This is a genomic window from Methylomonas defluvii (genome assembly GCF_033949435.1).
In the GTDB taxonomy this organism is placed as follows: Bacteria; Pseudomonadota; Gammaproteobacteria; order Methylococcales; family Methylomonadaceae; genus Methylomonas; species Methylomonas defluvii.
Genome location: NZ_JAXARY010000012.1, coordinates 136,340 through 157,164, shown reverse-complemented (window position 1 = coordinate 157,164; position 20,825 = coordinate 136,340). Strand labels below are relative to the sequence as shown.

Sequence of the window (20,825 nt, the reverse complement as noted above, 5' to 3'; positions counted from 1 at the left end):
GCCTATGCAAGCTTTGTTTTCGCCCGCCGTGGCGCTGATGAATCGATTGAGTTTCAGCAAGAAGTTTGTGGTGATAGGTTTTCTGTCGTTGCTGGCGGTTGCCGTGGTGTTTTACGCTCTGTATCAAAGTCTGAACCGGGTGATATTGGATTCAGAGCGCGAGCTGCAGGGACTGTTACAAATCAAGCATATTACGCAGACCATGCAATCTGTGCAGCAGCATCGCGGTATTACCGTGGCGGTGCTCGGCGGCATAGAGAGTTTGCGGGATAAACTTGACGTATCGGAAGCCAAAGTCGCTGCGGCCTTATCGGCTTTGGGGCCAACGCTGGCGGCGGATTCGTTGACCGCTGCGGCATACGCGGATATAAAAAACGATTGGGAGCAACTCCGGCAAAACGCCGCCAACCAAAGCATTGAAGAAAGCTACCGCTTACACAGCCGTTTGGTCGAGAAGTTATTGGATTTAGAAGAACTGATTGGCGAGGAATCTTTGTTGTTCACCGACTCGAATCTGGATTCCTACCATCTGATCATGCTGGTAACCGAGCAAATGCCAAAGGCCCTGGAAGGCGTTGCGCAATTGCGTGCGTATGGCATTGGGATACTGGCCAAAAAGCAGATTAGCGCTCAGGAAAAAATCGAAATTTACCTGATTAAGGACAGAATCGAATCCGGCATCAGGGTCATTGAAGAAACGACTCATGATTTTAAACGCTATAAACCGGAATTGCACCCAATACTCGCCACCACCAGGGAAAATATTGTCAACGCAGCCAGGCTGATTACTCAGCATGTCATTGCCGATATTGTGGAGGAAAAATTCTCCATCAATCCGGAATACTTTCATTCCACCGTTACCTTAGCGCTGGATACAGCGTATGCGGAAATTTACGACAGTTTTATCCCTGCCGCCGAACAACTGATCGAGGCCAGAATTGGCGTGGCGAAAACCACGCTAGCGCTGAGTATCGGCATCCCCGGCTTTATATTTATGCTGATCATTTACTTTGCGATTGGCGCGCATCTTGCAGTGAGCCGATACGTGGAGAGGCTGGCGAAAACGGCAAAAGCGTTTGCCGGCGGCGATTTTCAGCAAAGAATGCCGTTAACCCTGCGTGATGAAATCGGGCAGGTTGCGGAGAGCTTTAACGAGATGGCTGATGGCTTTGCGGCGCTGTTGGCTGCGAGGCGCGAGGACGAGATCCGCATCCGCAGTATTGTCGATACCGCGTTGGATGCTTTGGTGCAGATGGATGCCGATGGTTTTATCAATGGCTGGAATCGCCAGGCCGAACAGATATTCGGTTGGCCGGCCACCGAAGTCTTGGGCCGCTTGTTGCATGATGTGATTATTCCGGAGCGTTACCAACAAGCTCATCAGCAAGGCATACGGCGCTATTTGGATACCGGGCGCGGAACGGTGTTAAATCAGCGAATTGAAGTGGTGGCGCTGCACCGTGACGGGCATGAGTTTCCGATTGAATTGGCCATCACCCCTAATAAATTGGCAAATGCTGTCGAGTTCAGCGCCTTTATCAGAGACATTTCCGCGCAAAAACAGGCCATACAAACTTTGCAAGCCAGCGAACAGCGGCATCGGGCGCTGTTCGAATCGTCGCGGGATGCGCTGATGACCCTCAGTGCCAGCCGTGGCTTTATCTCGGTTAACCCAGCGGCACTCAATCTGTTTGCTTGCCGGGATGAACAAGCGTTTTTAGCGCAAACCCCGGCCTCATTGTCGCCGGAATTTCAACCAAACGGCCTATCATCCGCCGAGCTGGCCAATGAAAAGCTCGAGCAGGCCATCGCCGAAGGCTCGGTGATCTTCGAATGGTTGCACCAACGCTTAACCGGCGAAACCTTTTACGCCGAAGTGCAACTCAGCCGGGTGGAGATCGACAACGAAATTGTGCTGCAAGCCACGGTGCGCGACATCAGCGAAAAAAAACGTGCCAAAGCGGCACTGATGACCAGCGAAGCCAGGACTAGGGCGGTACTGCGGACCATGTCCGATGCCGTGGTGTTGATTGATAACAAAGGCATCATGCTGCTGGTTAACGACGCCATTAGCGATTTGTTTGGCTATGAGGAAGACGAGTTATTGGGGCAAAATGTGAAGATGTTGATGCCGGAGCCTTACTATTCCGAGCATGACGGTTATTTGCGCCGGCATCTGGACAATATCAAGGAACGGGTGATGATCGGCCGGCGAATCGAAGTGGAAGGCAAGCGTAAGGATGGGCTGCTGGTGCCGATAGAGTTGAGCGTCAACGAATTGATGGACGATTTTGGTAGCACTTACATTGGGGTTATGCGTGACATTAGCCATCGCAAAGCGGTAGAGCAAGCGCACGAAGCCGCGCGTTTGGAAGCCGAACACCTGGTGCATATGAAAAGCGAGTTTCTTGCCAATATGAGTCATGAAATTCGTACCCCATTAAATGCCATTATCGGCCTGGCCAAAATGAACCTGCGCGACAATGCCGGGCGCAATATGCAGGAAAACAGCGCCCGTATTCATGATGCCGGCATGCATTTACTCAGTGTGGTCAACGACATCTTGGATTTCTCCAAAATAGAGGCCGGCAAGATGACCTTAGACGAGCATCCGTTTCGTCTGGATGCTTTGATACAAGACGCCCTCAGTCTGGTGGATATGCGTGCCAAGGAAAAGCAACTCGATTTAATAGTGCATCGTCCCCAAGATTTGCCGGAATGGGTCAATGGCGATCCGTTGCGCTTAAGGCAGATTTTGGTCAATTTATTGTCAAATGCGGTGAAGTTTACCGATCATGGCTATGTCAGCCTGGAAATTTATCGGCAGAAAGATATGACGGACATCAGCGTCACGGACAGCGGTATCGGCATGACCGCCGAGCAGATTGGTCGCCTATTTACCGCTTTCCAGCAAGCGGACAACTCTACCACCCGTAAATTCGGCGGCAGTGGTTTAGGTTTGGCGATTAGCCGGGATCTTGCCAACTTGATGGGCGGCGATATTGTCGTTAAAAGTACCTTGGGCGCAGGCAGCAAATTCACCCTGACTGTACCGCTACCGGCCACGGATGCCGGTGTCGAGCATTCGGTCAATTATCATCAGGATAATGGCGGGCGTCTGCGCGGCTTTAGAGTATTGGCGGCGGAAGATGTCGCTTTAAATCGATTGGTGTTGGAGGATTTGCTGAGCCACGAAGGCGCGCACGTGACTTTTGCTGAAAATGGCCAACAGGCGCTGGATCGCTTGGAAGAAGTCGGCTATGCCGGTTTCGACGCGGTGTTGATGGATATTCAGATGCCGGTGATGGATGGCTATCAGGCGGCGCGGCGTATTCTGGAAATTGCCCCGGATTTACCAATCATCGGTTTGACTGCTCACGCCATGCCCGAAGAGCGGCAACGCTGCCTGGAAACGGGCATGCGGGATCGCGTTACCAAACCGATCGATGCCAACGCCCTGGTCGCTGCATTGCGGAAGCATGTCTCCGTGATCAAAGTATCTGACGAAGTAAGCGGAAAAGGCGCCGCAGCTGTAATCGAAAATCCGGAAACAGCAAATGAGCCAATGGCGGCGGTAATTACTGAAGGCTTGATCGATTGGGTGGCCTTGCAGCAACGTTTTGATGGTCGTCAGGCCTTTATAGACAAGTTGATTGACAATGCGCTGGACGGCGCGCAGCAGGCGAATGTCGATAAACTAAGACTGGCCTCTCAGCAGCGCGACTATGCCGCCATTAAATTTGTCGCGCATAATTTGAAAGGTTTTGCCGGCATTTTCGAGATTCAGCAAATACAAAGCTTGGCGCAGCAAGCCGAGTTGGCCGCCAAGGATCAAGCCGATGAGGCGATGGTGCTGGCGGAGGCTTTGGCCAATGCGCTGGAAACGACTCTGGCGGAGTTGCAGCGTAAACGGACTGTCGCTGGTTAGGGTCTCCGAAACTATTTTGCCATCAGCCAATTCGTTCGCAGCCTCGGAGAGGCCGCTTTCACGGTAGTGGCGAAATTTAAGGGGCGACCGCTCGTCATCATCCCAGGAAAGGATTTCTCGGTCCTATATTGCACACCGTTATCCCTTTCGTATCCTCAGGGGCATAAAGGCTGAGCTCGTTGAAGCCCCGGCTGGTTTGCATTCCGCAGGTTCTGTACCCGCAAGGGCATTAAGGCGAACGGTAGTTAGTGGCCGGGTTAATAATCATCGCTTGATTGCCCCGATGTGCTCAGACTGGTGACGAAAAAAATGGCGGGTCTATGCAACCCGCCATCAAAACATCCCTGTCGCTAGGAGGAGGTTTGCCTCTCACTAACAAAAGCCGACAAAATCACCTGGTCGATTTGTCATGTTAATGAACGGAACCTCTAAATTAAAACGATATAATGTGATTTTTATATCGAAAGAATAGATTGTCATTGCAACGTCGAATTACAGTATAGGTTAGTAATAAAATTTTGCTTTGAATCCCGGAATTTTTTTAGGAGCACGCCTATGAATCTTAATCAATTGGAATTGCTGCGAGTTTTGCAGGAAACCGATTGCAACTTGAGCAAAGCCGCGGAAAAAATGCACGTGGTGCAGTCGGCGGTCAGTCGGCAACTCCAGTTGTTTGAAATAGAAGTGGGCTCGCCGCTGTTCGTCAGACAGGGAAAAAAGCTGACGGGTCTGACGCCCTTGGGCGAAAAGATCATGGAAGAAGTGGATTTAATCAATCAGGCTAAAAAAAATATCCAACTGATTGCCGACGACTTTCTGGAAAATAGTAACGGCACCTTACGGATAGCGACTACTCATACGCAGGCTAAATATTTACTGCCGGAACCGATAGGCCGGTTTAGGCGCAAATATCCGGGCATTAAAATCTATATGGTGCAATCGTCGCCGGATAATCTGATTAATTTGTTACATAGGCATCAAGCCGACATCGCCATCTGCACCGAAAAACTGGACGAAGACGACAAATTAGTGGTCAAGCCCTGTTATCACTGGCATCACGTTGCCGTGGTGCCACTCGGTCACCGGCTGGCGGAAGGCGAAATAAGCCTGCAACGGCTATCAGCTGAGCCGATTTTGACTTACACCCCTGGTTTTACCGGTCGCTCGACGATAGAAAAAGCCTTTCATAACGCCCATTTACCACTGGATATTACCTTGGCGGCGGCCGATTCCGATGTGATAAAAACCTATGTGCGTTTGGGAATGGGCGTGGGGATTATTGCCGGTACGGCTTACGAAGCCAGCAAGGATGCCGATTTGGTCGCTCTAGACCTGTCGGGCTTGATACCCAGTTCCACAACTAAGATTGCTTACCTGAAACAACTGTACGTACCCAATTACTGTCGATATTTTATCGATGAATTGCTGGCGGAAGCCGCGCGGAAAAGCCGGGAAAGAGGCGAGGGGTTTGACGAATGTTAAGCTGTCGGACCATGGCTGTGGGTGGGCCGTCTCTGTCGGTTAGGTGTAGCAAATATGTGTGAAACGGGGGGCTAGATCAGCTTTATTTAACATAGATTAATAAAAAACTATCGGATTTGGCGTCTTGCCAATTTTCTAGCTGTTTGATTGCGCAAAATATTTCTAGTCCGGCTTTAAATTTGCTGGTTACTTTCGGTTTAAGCCCTGATACCGAAACCCTTAAGCCGGCAAATGTCTTTTCCAGCCCATCAATCTCTCCAAGAGCTATACGTCAGTTGCCACGGCGAGTTGGAGACTGTGCTGTATTCGCGTGTACGCTGCCGGGAAACCGCCGCCGACATTTGCCAGGAAGCGTTCGTGCGCTTATGCCGCAGCGAGGACTTGGGTAACGTCGGCAATCTAAAAGCCTATCTATTCCGTACCGCGCAAAATCTGGTGATTGATTACTATCGCAGTCAAACCGTGCGCCATGCCACGCTAGTGTCGTGGCCGGACGATACGCCGCCGGAAGTGGAAGACCTGCGCTGCGCGGAAACCGTGGCGCTGGGCGAGGAGGATTTGGACCGCCTGATAGAGGGCATGAGCAGCCTGTCCCCGTTGTGCCAACGCATTTTTTACCTGAACCGCTTCGAAGGCCTGAAGCAGCGCGAAATCGCCGAAACCCTGAATATCTCGGTTCGCACCGTCGAAGAGAACATCAAAAGGGCATTGCTGCAGTGTGCTAAAACCCTGGATGGATTCGAATAGCGACTGTGGTTTAGGCCTCCGGCCTCGTCTATGATATATCTCCCCCACCGTTTAACCAGGAATTAACCATGTCCACCGAACCGATGCCGGATGATGCCGAGCGTTTGCTGGAACAGGCTTGCGCTTGGTTAAGCCAATTGCATTCCGGTGATTTTTCCACGTCCGCGCGGCAAGAGCTGAATGCCTGGCGCGCCGCCGACAGCGCCCACGAACAAGCGTGGCAACGCGCCCAAGCGCTGTGGGCAGGTTTGGGACAACTGCGCGGCCGCCGCAGCATTCCCGGTGCGCAACCCTTGCCGGGGGAGGGAAGCTTAGCAGCCAAAATACAACCCTCTCTCTCTGGGAGAGGGCAGGGTGAGGGGATGCAAACTAACGCTTTGACGCATTTTGATTCCCTCGCTCCAAGCCTCTCGGTAATCGATCCCGACATTACCCTATCTTCTGTATCGATGCAGTCGTCCCGAGAAGAAAGCGAGCTTTTACGACAGTCTCCAGGGCGAGGCGGCAGGCAAGCTAAGGCAGCGGATGCGCTGGCCGCAAGTCCGGTTGCCATGCTGGATTCCCGTCGACGCGGAAATGACAGCCCCAGGGATTTTAAAGTCCGGGTCAATACCAGAACCCGCCACCGTGGCCGATCTTTCCGTTTGGCTGTCGCCTGCTGTGCAATGCTGGCAGTCACGCTCACCGCGCTGTATCCGCCGGCATTCTGGCGGGCAGACTATCTCACCGGTAAGGGCGAGCAGCGCAGCGTGACCTTGGCCGACGGTTCGCGAGTAATGCTCAACACCGCCACGGCCCTGGCCATCCACTTCGATGCCGGCACGCGCCGGGTGGAGCTATTAGCCGGCGAAGCCTTTTTTGACGTGGCTAAAAATCCGCAACGGCCGTTCGTGGTCACTGCTGCCGGCAGCGAAGTGCGGGCAGTGGGCACCGCCTTCGCCGTAAAGCGACAATCCGAGCAAACCGAAGTCGAACTGGTCGAAGGGATTGTTGAAATACAAGACGCGGGGCAGCAACACCAAGAACGCCTGACGGCGGGACAGTCGGCGTCGATAGGCGCCAACAGCATTGCCCTAAAAAGCGCCGGCCAACCGGACAGCATGGCGCTGTGGCGGGCCGGCTATCTGCAATTCGACGGCTTGCCGCTAAGCGATGCCATTGCCCAAATCAACCAATACCGTCCCGGCCGCGTCGTGTTGCTGAATACCGCGTTGGCTGACAAACGCATCAGCGGTCTGTTTCGCTTGGACGCGCTGGATCAAGCCATCGCCAGTTTGAAAGCAGCAGTACCGGAGCTGCAGATTGTAAGTATTACGCCCTATTTGGTGGTGCTGCGCTAGACGTTGTTACTTCCCCCTTTGAAAAAGTACCCTCGGGGGCATAAAGGGGATTGAGGGGGGATTTATCTAAAAAATCTCCCCTGGCCCCTCTTTTTCAAAGAGGGGAAATAAAACCATCGAATCCGAGCCAGCGACGTCCACTTCCCCCTTTGAAAAAGGGGGACCGAGGGGGATTTAGTCTCAACTACTTAGGTAAACACTGTCCCGCTTTGCCATCGCCAATTCAATTTTCCATTGCCTATTTCCCCCCAATGTAAAAAATTCAATGGCCGACTGATGTGGGTTTTCAAAAAGTTTCCGTCTTAACTAACACCAGCCCAATTGCTGCCGTGTAATCAGACCGAAACCAGGAGAATCCATGTCCAACGCAAAGCATTGCAAACCCGTCTCAGCCGGCAAAATCCGGCGCCATGCTGCCAAAGCCGCCTTGCTCGCGGCGCTGATCTCGCAAACCGCCCTCGGCGAAGCCGCCGGCAAACACCATTTTGACATCCCCGCCCAATCGCTGAACCAGGCCTTGCTGATGTTCGGCAGGCAAAGCCAGCAGCAACTGATGTACGGCACCGACATTGCCGACCATCTGCGCAGCCGCGCCCTACAAGGCGACTACACCGCCGACGAGGCGATCAGGATATTATTGGGTGACGCGCCGCTACAGGCCGTGACGACCGGCGAAGGGGCTATCACCTTGCAGCCGCGAGCGGCGGAACTGCACAACAATCTAGGGCCGCAGACCATGCCGGCGGTGCAGGTGGTAGGGAAGGCGGTTTATGATTCAACGGATCCATATAACCCGGATTACCGTTTGCCCAATGCTTCTACAGCAACTAAGACTGATACGCCGATTATGGAGACACCGTTCTCGGTACAGGTGGTGCCGAAACAGGTACTGGAAGATCAGCAGGTAGTGCGTTTGGATCAAGCAGTACGCAACGTCGCCGGTGTTAATACCAGTTCGTTAAATCAAGGGACCACCGACGGATTCATTATTCGCGGATTTCAAAACAATATTACGTACCGAGACGGCATGTTGTTGCCAACCATTTTGGGTGGCGGAACAACCAAGCGCGAGATGGCCAATCTTGAACGAGTAGAGGTGCTGAAAGGTCCGGGATCGATATTGTTTGGCCGTTCCGAACCGGGTGGAATTATCAATATGGTTACTAAGCAACCGCTGTCGACGCCATATTATTCGCTTCAACAACAGTTCGGTTCTTACGACTTTTACCGAACCACAATTGATGCCTCCGCGCCGCTAACCAATGACGATACCTTGCTGTACCGGTTGAACCTGTCGTACGAGAACGCGGGATCGTTCCGTGATTTTGTCGACAATGAGCGCGTGTTCATTGCGCCGGTCTTAAAATGGAATATCAGTCAGCGCACGCAAGCGACGTTTGAATTGGAATACCAACACTTTGACGAAACCAATGATCCAGGAATTACAAACATTGGCACTCGTCCAGCCAATGTACCAATTAATACCGCTTTGCACGAGCCGCTTCTGAGTAAAAACAAAGGGGACAGGGTATTAGTTGGGTTTAATTGGTCGCATGAGTTTAATGACAACTGGAAAATTAGCCATCGGTTTAACTATGAAAATTATGATTTCAGCACCATGTCTTTATTTTTTGGTGCCGCCAGTAATAACGGGGATGTTGACAGGTTTTTGAATCTTGGGCCGGAAAATGACTCCGGTCGATATTTTAATAGCTTAAATTTGTCCGGCAAAATTGATACAGCTGGCGTGCACCATCAGCTTCTGCTTGGGTTTGATCATTTTATAATTGATGATAAATTTGTTGGCAACTGCTGCCAATCCGCACCAAGTTATAATATTTTTAGTCCGTCATATTTAGCCAATGTGCCGGTGCTGGATTCCGCAAATTCATTTAAAGGCAGCTATACCCAAGACTGGTACGGTTTATATATTCAAGATCAAATTGAGTTGCCTTACCATCTGCATGCATTGGCCGGAGTTCGATACGACAGCGCTCAGGGATCAGATAACATACTTGGCAAGGTGACTTCCGATGAAGATTATCTGAGCCCAAGAGGGGGATTACTCTGGCATCCTATGAAGTGGTTATCAGTATACGGAAGTTACACTGAAAACTTCGGCCCCTCCAGCACCTTATTTAGATCTGACGGTTTAAGGCTACCCCCGCAAACAGCACAACAGTGGGAAACCGGCATCAAAACCGAGTTTTTTGACGGACGATTAAGCAGTACGATTTCCTATTTTGATCTGACAAAACAGAATATTCGCGTAGCCGGCATTCAGGCACCGCTATTTCTCCCACGTGCCGCCGGCGAAGCGGAAAGCCGTGGTGTCGAGTTCGAGCTGTCCGGCGAGATAATGCCCGGCTGGAATATGATTGCCGCATACGCCTACACGCCTTTCGCAAAAATCACCAAAGACAATGACAGTAACGGCGGCCCGGCTAATACCGGAAAGCGGTTGTTTCTCGCCCCCGAACATTCAGGTAGTTTTTGGAATACCTACGAATTTCAAACAGGTTCTTTACACGGTTTAAAGTTTGGAGCCGGGGTATCTGGTGTGGATCAGCGTCAGGGCGATGCGGATAATTCTTTTCAATTGCCTGGATATATGACAGTGGGTTTGCTAGCTAGCTATCAAATGAAGATTGGAAAAACCAAACTCACCACGCAAATCAATGCCGATAACTTATTGGATAAAGGCTATTACGGGGGCACTAACAGCGGCAACTTTATCGCAATCGGTGCACCGAGAAGTTTTATGGGGTCGATTCGTCTTGAGTATTAATTTCAGCATTTTATATTTATGTTGATACCGGCAAGAAAACACCGCCGAAAATTCTGGCTGTTCCTGCATCGTTACTTGGGTTTGTTTGCCGGGGCCATATTCGTGATTATCGGTTTGACCGGCAGTATTTTGGCTTTTGGACATGAACTGGACGAGTGGCTGAACGCGGATGTCAGGGCCATTAGCCGGCAAGCGTCCACTGGCCGGGCGCCACTGGACGCCATCGTCGCGGCGGGCATCAAAGCCCTGCCGACCGGCGCGAAAGCCATCAATCTGGATTATCCGCGGCACGAAGGTTTAGCTTTTGCGCTGTGGTTTGAGCAAACTTCGCCGGGCCGGGATTATCCGGAACGCCACCAAATCTTCATCGATCCCTACCGCGCGCAAGTTACCGGCCAACGTCTGCTAATCGATTTTCACAGGATTTGGCGCGATCCGCTGCTGGATTTCGTATTGCGGCTGCATTACTCGCTGGGTTTCGGCGAAAATGGAATGACACTGATTGGCTGGGTGGGCATTGCGATGTTGTTGTCGGTACTGGCGGGGTTGATCGTCTGGTGGCCGCTAACCGGCAAGTTTCGCTCGGCATTGACCTTAAAACCTAAAACCAGCCGTGAGCGCTTGGTTTACGACTGGCACAAGATATGTGGTGTCTACGGCAGCATCGTTTTGCTCGTGATCGTCGCGACTGGCATTTATCTGGAATTTCCCATTTATGGCCGAGGCTTGGTTGGTTTATTCTCACAGGTTGCCTCGCCGTGGCCGGAATATGCCAGCCGACCGCCGCAGAATCTCGACACTCCCAAAACCATCAGCTTGTCCGAACTGGAACAGATCGTTGACGCAAATTGCCCCGAGGGCGACTTTCGTTACATCGTGTTCCCAAACGATGCAACCGGCAGTTACGAAGTTGGTAAACGAGCGCCCGGTGAACCGAATCGGCTTCAAGCGCAACGGCGGATTTGGATCGATCAATATAGTGGTGAGGTTCTGGCGTTACGGGACCGATCCTCACAATCCAGTGGTGATGTTTTTGTCGAATGGCTTTATCCATTACATACAGGTGAGGCATTTGGCCTAACCGGGCAGTTAATCATTCTACTAATAGGCTTCGTGCCCTTGTTGCTGTATGTCACCGGTGTAATACGTTGGCTGCAGAAATGCCGCGTCAAGCGCTTGGAGGGAGGCGGATGCCGCTAGGGCGCCCACGTACCTAGAGGTGATTTACCGCGTACTTTGAGCTGGCGCATATACAGTCCCCCAATCTTGTTTACAACAATCCATTGCGGCCAAGTCCGCGACGGTTAGACTGTGTAGGGCATTATTTTTGCGGGGAGATATGGACTTTAAGCTTAGTAGCCTGGCGTGAATGGTGTTTTGCTATTCACGAAAGCTTCGTTAGCTTGGGCGTCAACCAAAATGCTTTGCCCTCAAGGCTGTTAGCTTGATGCGAAAGGCTATCGTGGCTCGGGTCCAAGCTTAATTGCCTTGAACGCAAGGCTTTTAGCTCGATTCGCAAGGCTATGTAGGTTCACGCGCAAGCTTTTATACCTGGCGAGGATAGCGAAAAACTTCGTGCGCCAGTCTAAATGCCTTGCGCACGAGGCCAAAAGCCGAAGCGGAATACCAATGTGCATCGGCGACTAGATCACGTTGGGTAAATCCCTGGCGCCATGAATGACGCGAACTATCTGCACGCCATCGGTTAGGGTTCTGTAAAGGATAAGGTATTTGCCCGATATAAAATACCGTAGCTCCGGTGCAATATCCGGACGGTAACGACCCATCTGGGGATTGTCTGCCAGCATGATGAAACGCTGTTCCAGATCATCCAATACTCTATCAGCCGCAGGAGGATTGTCTTGGGCAATGTAGAGCCATATCTCAATTAAATCTTCTTCGGATTGAGCAGTACGCTGGACGCTACCCATGGATAGTTTGCCGTATTATTTAGTGGATGATGCAAGGCGTTTTCTGGCCTCCATCTTAATGGCATCCATATCGGTAAATTTTCCAGAGCCGCTATCAATACCTGTCTGCCAAAGACTTTTCAGTTCTTGAAGTTCACTTTGTTGCAACAACCGTTTAGTTTTCCAGTCACGCAATGCTTCACGAATGAGTTCGCTGGAGCTGGCGTATTCACCGCTTTCAACACATTGCCGCACAATAGTCGCCATTTCGGGTGTTAAAGCGATAGATATTTTTTCGACGTTGGCCATATTTATTACCTCCAGCGATGATGGTAGTAATGTTTCACACTATCTGCAAATGATTCTTGAGCAACTACCGATTTTGGGTTCTGGTCTGCAACCTAAGCTCTGTTGGCTAGATCCATACGCTGATTCCTCGCAAGTTTGGAGGGTGCGAACACTACCAAGCCCTCAATATATCGCGTTTTAGCAAATTCCCTTTGTGCTTCTTACGAATTTACGCTATAGGTTTAGGCTTGTAGCTGCCAGTACTGGCGGATAGGATATTCTTAGACGTGATACCGACTTAGCTCAGGAAATGACCAATGAACCTAGCCGAAACTATTTATAAACACAGTTTAAATCTCCCGGAATCGGCTGCTCGCGAAGCCTTGGATTTTATCGAGTTTCTGGAGCAACGTTATTCAATGGATCAGCCGCAAACAGAGCAGAAGAACGATACAGCGGCCTTTCTGGCTGCATTGGCTGGTGGTTTAAGCGAAGATTTTCCGGATGATATTAGTGATGCCGATTTAGGAACTGACACACTCAGAGAGACTTGGGACTGATGGCTTATTTATTGGATACCAATGCTGCCATTGCACTGTTGAAGGAAAATCCAAACTTGCTTAATCATGTTCGTCACGTAGGTAGGACATCATTAAAACTGTGTGCGCCTGTCGAAGCGGAGTTGTGGTTCGGTGTGGCAAAAAGCGTTCGGCAAGAACAAAATCGCTCCCGCCTGCTTACGTTATTAGAATGGGTACCAAGCTTACCCTTTGCAGGCCCGGCAACACAGCGTTTTGGTGAGATTCGGGCCTTTTTGGCTAGTCAAGGGACACCCATAGGCCCGTATGATTTGCAGATTGCCGCTATCGCTGTTGCCAATGACTTAACGGTTATAACGAATAATACCCGGGAATTTCAGCGGGTGCCGGGTCTCAAATTAGAGGATTGGCTGTCGTGACGAACCGGCTCAAAGTTTAAGGCTGGCCTTTAAATACAACAATGCCAACAGCAAATACACCACAAAGCTCAAACCCAACAGCCACGGCTTACCTTTAGGTCTGGCCCATGCCGGCAAATGTGGCGGCAGCATTTTGTGGTTGATCAGATACAACGCCACCGGGAACATGATGGTGCCGCCGAAGCCGATGATCGCGCTGGTTAAAATCAGCGGGCCAGGGGCGTCGAGTTGCATGGTCAGCGAGGTGATGACCGTCAATAAGCCCAGAAAGATGTAATACCAGCGCCGGGCCGGCAGACGGCGGCTTTTCGGAAACAAGGTCAAAATAATATCGGTCTGGATACGGCTGACCGCGTCGGCGGTGGCCAGCCAGGTGTCGGTTAAAAACGCGGCCGCCACCACCAAAAACAGTAAGCGGCCTATCTCGCCCCAACTCACCGCAAAAAACTGGCTTTGCACCACCGCCAGTTCGTATTCCTGCGGCAGCAAACCTTTGGGAAACAACAGCGCATAAGCCAGCAGACAGGTCATCAGCGTGGTGAGCAGATTGCCGATAATGCCGACCAATATGTCCGCGCTTAAAAACCGTCGCCAGGTCGACCAGTTTTTTGCGCTTTCCGCTTCGTCGGCGGGCAGGAAGCCGTCGCTCAATACAGCTTCTTCTGCACCTCCCAAGCCGGTGATACGACCCACCAGGCCGGCCATGCCCGCACCTTTGTCGCGCAACCAGTAGGAATAAAACAAAATCCAAAAGCCGCCCAGCCCGGCAAAGGTAATTGCGGTTAATAACTTGCTGGCATCGGCGCTGTCCCAGGGGCGCGGCATCTCGCCGACCGGGCCGAGCAGGCCCAAACTAAACGTCGGCAGGGCCTTAAGCACATCGCTTTGCAGGCAGGCTGACATTAAACCGACCACGGTCACTACCGCGACCAGTTTCATAAAGCGCTCTATCAGGGTGTAAACCACGCCGCTGGCCAGAATCGCGGTAATGAACACCGCAATGGAAGCATAGCCCCAGAACAAGCTTTGCCCGCGCTGGGTCCAGCCTGTCGGCCAGTGCGTCAATTCCGCCATCGCCGTGCCGCCGGCCGAAGCAAACGCACCGAACCACAAGAACGACACGGTCATCAGCAGCCACAGAAAGATCCCAAAGCCGCGATGCAAACGAATAAATCCGTGGAAAATGCTTTCGCCGGTCAGCATCGTGTAACGGCCAATTTCCAGGTTCAACGGATATTGCAGCAAACAGGCCGGGACCAGCAGCCATAAAAAAGTCAGGCCGTATTTGGCAATCATGTAAGGCCACCAGATCAACTCGCCGCTGCCTTGCGCTAGCGCCATCCACACCACGCCGGGCCCAAGCGCCGCCCACCAACCGGGGAAGGCTGGGACACTTTGGCGGGGGAGGGATTGCAAGTCGGTATTGTTCATGGTTTGCAAAAATGAAAGCTTTGTTGGAAAAGCCGCCATTTCCGCAAATTTGCTTGGATTTGGCAAATCCTGTTAACAACAGGATGTGTTACTGGTGGAAATGGGAAAACCAGGGGTTTTCAGCGTTTCTTGGAAATTTGTTTGGGTGAGACGCCAAAATGTTTACTAAAAGCCAAGCTGAAGTTGCTGGTGTGCCTGTAACCCACCATCTCTGCCACCAAGCTGACGGGTTGCCGAGTCGACGCCAATGCGCGATAAGCATGCTGCATTCTGATCTCGGTCACTACGCCATAAGGAGAGTTATTAAAATAATGTTGGAACAGATTTTTTAACTTGAACGGGGAGATGCCTAGCGTTTTTGCCAGCTGTTCCAGCGACGGTGGGTCTTGGTAATGCAGTTCGAGGATCTCGCGAGCCTGGTCCGCCATGCGCCGGCTGGCTTCATCGAATCTGGAATAGCCATATTTTTCAGGCCGGCAGAGTTCGCTTAGTTCGTTAGCCAGTATCGTCATGACATGGCCGTTTAAGGTTAGCGGTGCTAAAGGGGCGCTGAGGTCACATCCCAGTAATTGCCGGGCAGAAATCGTGCTTTGAGTATGGCTTGGCCGGCTGCTTAACAGTTGCAAGGCATTGTTCCGGAAGAAAAATGCCGATTCATTTTCGCCCAAATAACGGTCCATCCAGCGCTTGCCGATTGAAAAACGCAATTGCTTTATAGGCTGATTTGCTTGGTACCGGCGTTCGCCGTGACTGCTGTCGAAACTGGTAATCGTGGTATGGCCTGCGCTGAATGTCAGCTCGTGCTTGTCGCTGTCGATGAAGCGGGTGTGACCGGTTATCCCAAGCGTTACTACCAGGCGTGGTTCGCCGAAATCGATTTTGCTGGTGATCGCCAGATCGTGCAGGGGGTGATAGGTCGTTTCTATGTAACTCAGGGACGGATCGAGCTGAAAAATTAGCGATCTGCCCTCGCCAAGCTGAGAAGGTAAGGATTGACGCCAGCAATGTTGTTGCTGACCGGGTTGCATAGATAATTCGTCACTGTGCAGCCTTTTGTATCCCGCCTTTTTTCTGTCGGTCATGTCGTGAAATGTCCTTGGCCTGGAAAATTTGCCCACCTCTTTTGGGCATACGACTTACTTTTACAATAATTTGTGACATAACACTAATTTTTAGCATAAATCGGTTTGAATCGGTCTGTTTTACCGGACGAATTGGATGCGTGTTTTCTCTTATCTTGTTGTTTTATATGTTTTACTAAATCGGTGGCATAGGGATTGATAGGTAGTTTTGGGTTGCTTCCCTACTTAAGCCTCAGATTGCGCGGAATCGCAATCAGCAGGAATGATTAGGGGTAATTCGCCAATCACAAAATAACTATCAAGATTTTCGAGAGGACACGATGAAAAACTTTAAATATCTACTGCTCGCTGCCACGTTGGGGCTGTCCAGCCAAGTTCAAGCCGCACCAGGTTGTAGCGCCGCTAATTTGAACGGCAGCTATGTGCTGTATCAAAACAGCGTGGCGCTGGCTAATCTGCATACCGGACGGTGTGAAATTACGGTTCTTAACGGCGTCGTCGGCGGTTCATGCGCATTCACTACCACGCAAAGCGGAATTATTACCCCTGGTTTCGCCGGCCCGGTCAGCGGTACCGCCACCATGAACACCGATTGCTCGGCCGTGGCACAATTAGATTTTTCGCCGGCGCCGAACGTCACCGTGCAATCATTCTTTGATTTGCAATTTACCCCGGACAAACAATCGTTTATCGGGCAATGGACCAATAATTTCGGCTTATTGGGCACCTCCTCCGGTACCCGTTTCTCGCCGTTCCTGCCCTCCACACCCGCGCAATAAGGCCTGCTGATTATGACAACTAAATCTATAAAGCTGGCCTTGGCGGTTGCGGCCGCGTTATTGGCGCCCGGCGCTAACGCGGCCGTTTACAATTTTGTGCAAACCGGTTTTGACGACGGGGCGACCATTTCCGGTAGTTTTACCGTGAATGACGCCAATCACTCCGGGCAAATTAACGTGGGAAGCGCCAATTTCGGGATGAATTTCAATGAAATCTCGGCGTTTTCTTTGTCGTTCTCGGGTAACTCTATCGTCGCTGCGTTTACTCATAACCTGGCTGATTTGTCGGCGATGGTCTACAACCTCAACAGCCCGTATCTCGGCGACGAGATTAACGGCGCGCAACAAGAACTGATTGCCACCAATTACTTTGGCACCACTGGCTTTGATTATTACAGCGGCATGGGCTTTGGCGGTTTCGGCGGCGCGGTATTCGATAAAGCCAACAATGCAACATCTTACAGCTACGAATTGGTGTCGGTAACGCCAGCCGCCGTGCCGGTTCCTGGCGCAGTTTGGTTGTTTGGATCGGTGCTGACCGGGTTTATCGGTATGAAGCAGCGCAAAGCTTGATAGCCGGTTGCAAGGCTTGGTTAGCAAAAACGCCCGTTAAGGGCGTTTTTTTTACTGATCGCTCCTTGTTGAAGTGGGGCGCAATCAATTCGTAACGGTCAGGCAGTTTTTTGCAGCTTTTTCAAAATGCTTTTACTGATCCGTTCCACAAAGTCTTCGGGATTTTCGTAGTCATGCTCCCGGATAAACTCCACGACCGATGACACCAATTTTTTGGTGTCGGTGATTTCCTGGTGCGATCTGCCGCAACCGCCGCAGTGGGTGCCTTCGGATGTGCATTGGTCGATACAAGGTTGGTATTTCATAGAGTGTTCTCAAAGGTTAATGGCTAAATGGTGATTATTGTAAGTGGCGGCAGTGAGTTACCGCAAAACTTAACGCTAACATCGGGTCTTTCGATTCTGATGTTTGGCAAATTACTGCTTACGTTGTTTTGATCACTGTTGTCATGGCAGCATAAGTTATTGAAATTTATCAAATATTAAGTTAAATAACATAGTTCAATAACTTGAATTAAATAATTCTAATATTACAATATAGTTCGCTTTAATTTGTTATAGCTAATTGACCGCTTCAGGCTTCCGGCAGTAGTCAATCATAAAAACTGTTTCGACATTTCACAGAATTCCAGCTTTTTTGACGGTTTCAAGAGTGGAAAGGTCTTGATGATCTTGGTAGGGAGCAATAGCAAATTGACGTTATTTTTGACTTTCGAAAGGCGAATTATGAAAAAAATCTGCACAGACAATCAACAAACGGTCCGGCACGTCCCCTCGTCAGTAACAACAGGTCTCGGCTTATTGGGTTTGTTGGCGACTGGCATGCTGCCTCTCGGCTTTAGCTCGGCGGTTAGCGCCGATGACACAATCGAAAACTCACTGGATGATGAAGTGGTACTGGAAAAAGTCATCGTCACCGACAAGTTTCCAGGGGTAAAAGCGTTAAATGCTTCAGACATGGAAGCGGATATTCTCACCAGCAAGCGCGCGGCGGTCAGCGATACCGCCAAACTACTGGAAGATACGCCTGGGGTGAGTTTATACGGTGCCGGCGGTGTGTCCAGTTTGCCGGTGATACACGGTTTGAACGACGACCGGGTGAAAATCGACATCAACGGTATGACGCTGACCTCGGCGTGCGCCAACCACATGAATCCGCCGTTGTCATATATCGACCGCAGCAATATCGGCAAGATCACCATCTTGACCGGTGTTACCCCGGTGAGCTTGGGCGGCGACAGTATCGGCGGCACGATTTCCGTGCAAACGCCCGATCCGGTATTTGCCGAGCCGGGCAAGGATATTTTGCTGGACGGCAGCGTATCCTCGTTTTACCGCAGCAACGGCGACGCCTTTGGCGGCAGCATCGCTGCCGGCGTGGCGACGCAAAACGTGCGGCTGGACTATACCGGTTCGCACACCGAAAGCATGAATTACAACGACGGCAACGGCCAGATCGTCAAATCCACGGCTTATGAAAACCAAAACCACTCGGCGGCCTTGTCGTTCAAAACCGATAAACATTTGGTCGTCATCCGTGGCGGTCAGCAGCATATTCCGTTCCAAGGCTTTCCCAATCAGCGGATGGACTTGACCAACAACGACAGCATCTTCGGCAATATCATGCACAAGGGCAGTTTCGATTGGGGTTCGCTGGAGAGCAAATTCTATTTCGAAAGCACCCAGCACAGCATGGACATTGGCGAGGACAAACACAGCCAGTTTCTGGATGGCACCGCCAGCGGCGGCACCTTTGCGCCGCCCAACGATCAGATGCCGATGGAAACTCGCGGCCGCAACCTGGGGTATAAAATCCAAGCGGAAATTCCGTTCAACAAACGCGACACCTTCCGCATCGGCAACGAATATCACAGCAACAAAATCAACGATTACTGGCCGGCGGTCCACACCAATACCAGCATTGCCGCCAATAACACCGACGCCCGCAGCGCCTATTGGATGATGGCGCCGGAAGCTTATTTGAACATCAACAACGGCGAACGCGACCGGGTGGGCTTTTTTGGCGAGTGGGAAGCCAATTGGGATGCCAAATGGCGTAGCTTGTTGGGTCTACGTTACGATCACACCACCACCAATACCGGCGATGTTCAACCCTACAACCCCGATTTGATCAACACCGGTCCGACTCGTACGGTGGATAGAGCCGGGGCAATCACTGCATTAAACGCCGCCAATGCCTTCAATGCCCGCGACCGAGAACGCAGTAACGATACTTTCGATGTCACAGCTCTGGTGCAATTCACCCCCAACGACATGAGCCAATACGAATTGGGCTACGCCCGGAAAAACCGCGCGCCTAATTTATACGAACGCTACGTATGGGGGGCGCGCAACATGGACATGGCGATGATAGGCTGGCATGGCGACGGCAACGGCTACGTCGGCAATATGGATTTAACCGAGGAAACCGCGCACACCGTCAGCTTGACCGCCGCATTCCACGAACCGAAAAATAATCTGTGGGAACTGAATGTCACGCCGTATTTCACCTACGTGAACAATTTCATCGATGCGGACCGCTGCGTCAGTGCTTCCAATGCGGCGGCCAGCGGTTGCAAAGCCACACCTCAAACCGCCACCAACAGCTTCGTCTATCTGCAATATGCCAATCACGACGTCCGGCTGTGGGGGATGGATGTATCCGGCCGGACGCGGATTTATAAAGACCAAACCGTCGGTGAATTTGCGGCCCATACCACCATGAGTTACGTGCGTGGCGAGCGCATGGACGGCGGCAATCTGTATCACATGATGCCGTTTAATATGAAACTGAGCTTGGATCACCGTTTGAGCAGCTGGCAAAGCGCCATAGAAATGCAATTCGTCGACGGTAAAGACGATGTACAGGCCATCCGCAACGAAACCGAGACGGCGGCGTACATTTTGTTAAACGCCCGCACCGGCTACGAATGGGGCAAAGTGCGGTTTGATGTGGGTCTGGATAACGTGCTGGATAAACAGTATTACCATCCATTGGCAGGCGCCTATCTGGGCGACCGCTACGGCATGAATCCCACCGCAGCCGCCAATGTCACGGTGCCTTGGGGCAGAAACATCGCAGGCATGGGCCGCTCGGCGTTTGTGGGCTTGACGATCAAGTTTTAATGCCGAGTGTGAGACTCAGTGGAAATTGATTGAACGAAGCTATTTGATTGTTGTGTCACGACCCAGGTGGGTTTTGACACAATGATTGGAAAATACCGGCTTTGGTCTGGCAGAAATTGTGAAAGTTTTCGGTGGGTAACGTTCGGCAAGGATTCCAAAGACACGAGTAAACATGGTGTCACAGTCGCTGAACTTCTCTTTCGGCGGCACCATTGCAGGTCAGCAAAATTCGTTTGGCGACAAAAATAACGGATGGTCTATGCTTGTCGGCCAATAGGCATGGTTTGTGAGTCCTCAGCGAAGCGATGGTGTAAGCGCTCGGATTTTCGGAAATGTCCGGCCAGTCGTTAGTCTATTCGCCTCAGTATTGTATTGTTGGGGAGAAAGGCGCCCT

The 20,825-nt window shown here is 51.4% G+C and carries 16 protein-coding genes and 1 pseudogene; 12 read left to right on the top strand and 5 right to left on the bottom strand.

Annotation, left to right across the window (positions count from 1 at the left end; genetic code table 11):
- Positions 1 to 4: 4 nt before the first annotated feature.
- The 7 genes and pseudogenes from QLH52_RS14225 to QLH52_RS14200 all read left to right on the top strand — a co-directional run bounded on the left by QLH52_RS14225 (position 5) and on the right by QLH52_RS14200 (position 11,485).
- On the top strand, positions 5 to 3,928 hold the full coding sequence (locus QLH52_RS14225; RefSeq protein WP_319961997.1) for a PAS domain S-box protein: 3,924 nt from the start codon (positions 5 to 7) through the stop codon (positions 3,926 to 3,928).
- Between the two features lie 555 nt (positions 3,929 to 4,483).
- A complete protein-coding gene (locus tag QLH52_RS14220; RefSeq protein ID WP_171695860.1) occupies positions 4,484 to 5,410 on the top strand; it encodes a LysR substrate-binding domain-containing protein in 927 nt (308 codons plus the stop codon).
- A 231-nt stretch (positions 5,411 to 5,641) separates the two neighbouring features.
- On the top strand, positions 5,642 to 6,157 hold the full coding sequence (locus QLH52_RS14215) for an RNA polymerase sigma factor (protein ID WP_319961996.1): 516 nt from the start codon (positions 5,642 to 5,644) through the stop codon (positions 6,155 to 6,157).
- Between the two features lie 68 nt (positions 6,158 to 6,225).
- Positions 6,226 to 6,384, top strand: a pseudogene (locus QLH52_RS24635) (FecR/PupR family sigma factor regulator); the annotation flags it as partial.
- 135 nt (positions 6,385 to 6,519) lie between these two features.
- Positions 6,520 to 7,497: a FecR family protein gene (locus tag QLH52_RS14210; RefSeq protein ID WP_425257523.1), complete on the top strand. Its 978-nt coding sequence runs from the start codon at positions 6,520 to 6,522 to the stop codon at positions 7,495 to 7,497.
- 358 nt (positions 7,498 to 7,855) lie between these two features.
- Positions 7,856 to 10,285 (top strand): TonB-dependent siderophore receptor, encoded by a 2,430-nt coding sequence (locus QLH52_RS14205; protein WP_319961995.1) that lies wholly within the window; start codon positions 7,856 to 7,858, stop codon positions 10,283 to 10,285.
- A gap of 18 nt (positions 10,286 to 10,303) precedes the next feature.
- Entirely contained in the window at positions 10,304 to 11,485 is a 1,182-nt protein-coding gene (locus QLH52_RS14200; RefSeq protein ID WP_319961994.1) for a PepSY-associated TM helix domain-containing protein, read from the top strand.
- Positions 11,486 to 11,928: 443 nt separating this feature from the next.
- Here the strand turns inward: QLH52_RS14200 and QLH52_RS14195 are convergent, their stop codons facing one another.
- Positions 11,929 to 12,216 carry a type II toxin-antitoxin system RelE/ParE family toxin gene (locus QLH52_RS14195; RefSeq protein ID WP_319961993.1) on the bottom strand — a complete coding sequence of 96 codons (288 nt, stop codon included), beginning with the start codon at positions 12,214 to 12,216 and terminating at the stop codon, positions 11,929 to 11,931.
- A gap of 15 nt (positions 12,217 to 12,231) precedes the next feature.
- On the bottom strand, positions 12,232 to 12,504 hold the full coding sequence (locus QLH52_RS14190; protein ID WP_319961992.1) for a type II toxin-antitoxin system ParD family antitoxin: 273 nt from the start codon (positions 12,502 to 12,504) through the stop codon (positions 12,232 to 12,234).
- Positions 12,505 to 12,800: 296 nt separating this feature from the next.
- Between QLH52_RS14190 and QLH52_RS14185 the strand changes: the two genes are divergently transcribed.
- Positions 12,801 to 13,043, top strand: a complete 243-nt coding sequence (locus QLH52_RS14185) for a DUF2281 domain-containing protein (RefSeq protein ID WP_033155290.1) — start codon at positions 12,801 to 12,803, stop codon at positions 13,041 to 13,043.
- Positions 13,043 to 13,441, top strand: coding sequence for a type II toxin-antitoxin system VapC family toxin (locus QLH52_RS14180; protein ID WP_033155289.1), 399 nt, complete (start codon positions 13,043 to 13,045; stop codon positions 13,439 to 13,441). The genes QLH52_RS14185 and QLH52_RS14180 overlap by 1 nt, the downstream gene beginning before the upstream one ends.
- A gap of 9 nt (positions 13,442 to 13,450) precedes the next feature.
- Here QLH52_RS14180 and QLH52_RS14175 read toward each other — a convergent pair whose 3' ends face one another.
- On the bottom strand, positions 13,451 to 14,872 hold the full coding sequence (locus QLH52_RS14175; RefSeq protein WP_225892873.1) for an Nramp family divalent metal transporter: 1,422 nt from the start codon (positions 14,870 to 14,872) through the stop codon (positions 13,451 to 13,453).
- A gap of 119 nt (positions 14,873 to 14,991) precedes the next feature.
- A complete protein-coding gene (locus QLH52_RS14170) occupies positions 14,992 to 15,954 on the bottom strand; it encodes a helix-turn-helix domain-containing protein (RefSeq protein ID WP_033155288.1) in 963 nt (320 codons plus the stop codon).
- Between the two features lie 320 nt (positions 15,955 to 16,274).
- Here QLH52_RS14170 and QLH52_RS14165 point away from each other — a divergent pair, with 320 nt between their 5' ends.
- Entirely contained in the window at positions 16,275 to 16,733 is a 459-nt protein-coding gene (locus tag QLH52_RS14165; protein WP_033155287.1) for a hypothetical protein, read from the top strand.
- A gap of 12 nt (positions 16,734 to 16,745) precedes the next feature.
- Entirely contained in the window at positions 16,746 to 17,306 is a 561-nt protein-coding gene (locus QLH52_RS14160; protein ID WP_101055304.1) for a hypothetical protein, read from the top strand.
- Positions 17,307 to 17,404: 98 nt separating this feature from the next.
- Here the strand turns inward: QLH52_RS14160 and QLH52_RS14155 are convergent, their stop codons facing one another.
- A complete protein-coding gene (locus QLH52_RS14155; RefSeq protein WP_101055306.1) occupies positions 17,405 to 17,611 on the bottom strand; it encodes a DUF1289 domain-containing protein in 207 nt (68 codons plus the stop codon).
- 420 nt (positions 17,612 to 18,031) lie between these two features.
- On the opposite strand from QLH52_RS14155, the gene QLH52_RS14150 reads away from it, so the two are divergent.
- A complete protein-coding gene (locus tag QLH52_RS14150) occupies positions 18,032 to 20,431 on the top strand; it encodes a TonB-dependent receptor plug domain-containing protein (protein ID WP_319961991.1) in 2,400 nt (799 codons plus the stop codon).
- The last annotated feature ends 394 nt before the right edge of the window (positions 20,432 to 20,825 follow it).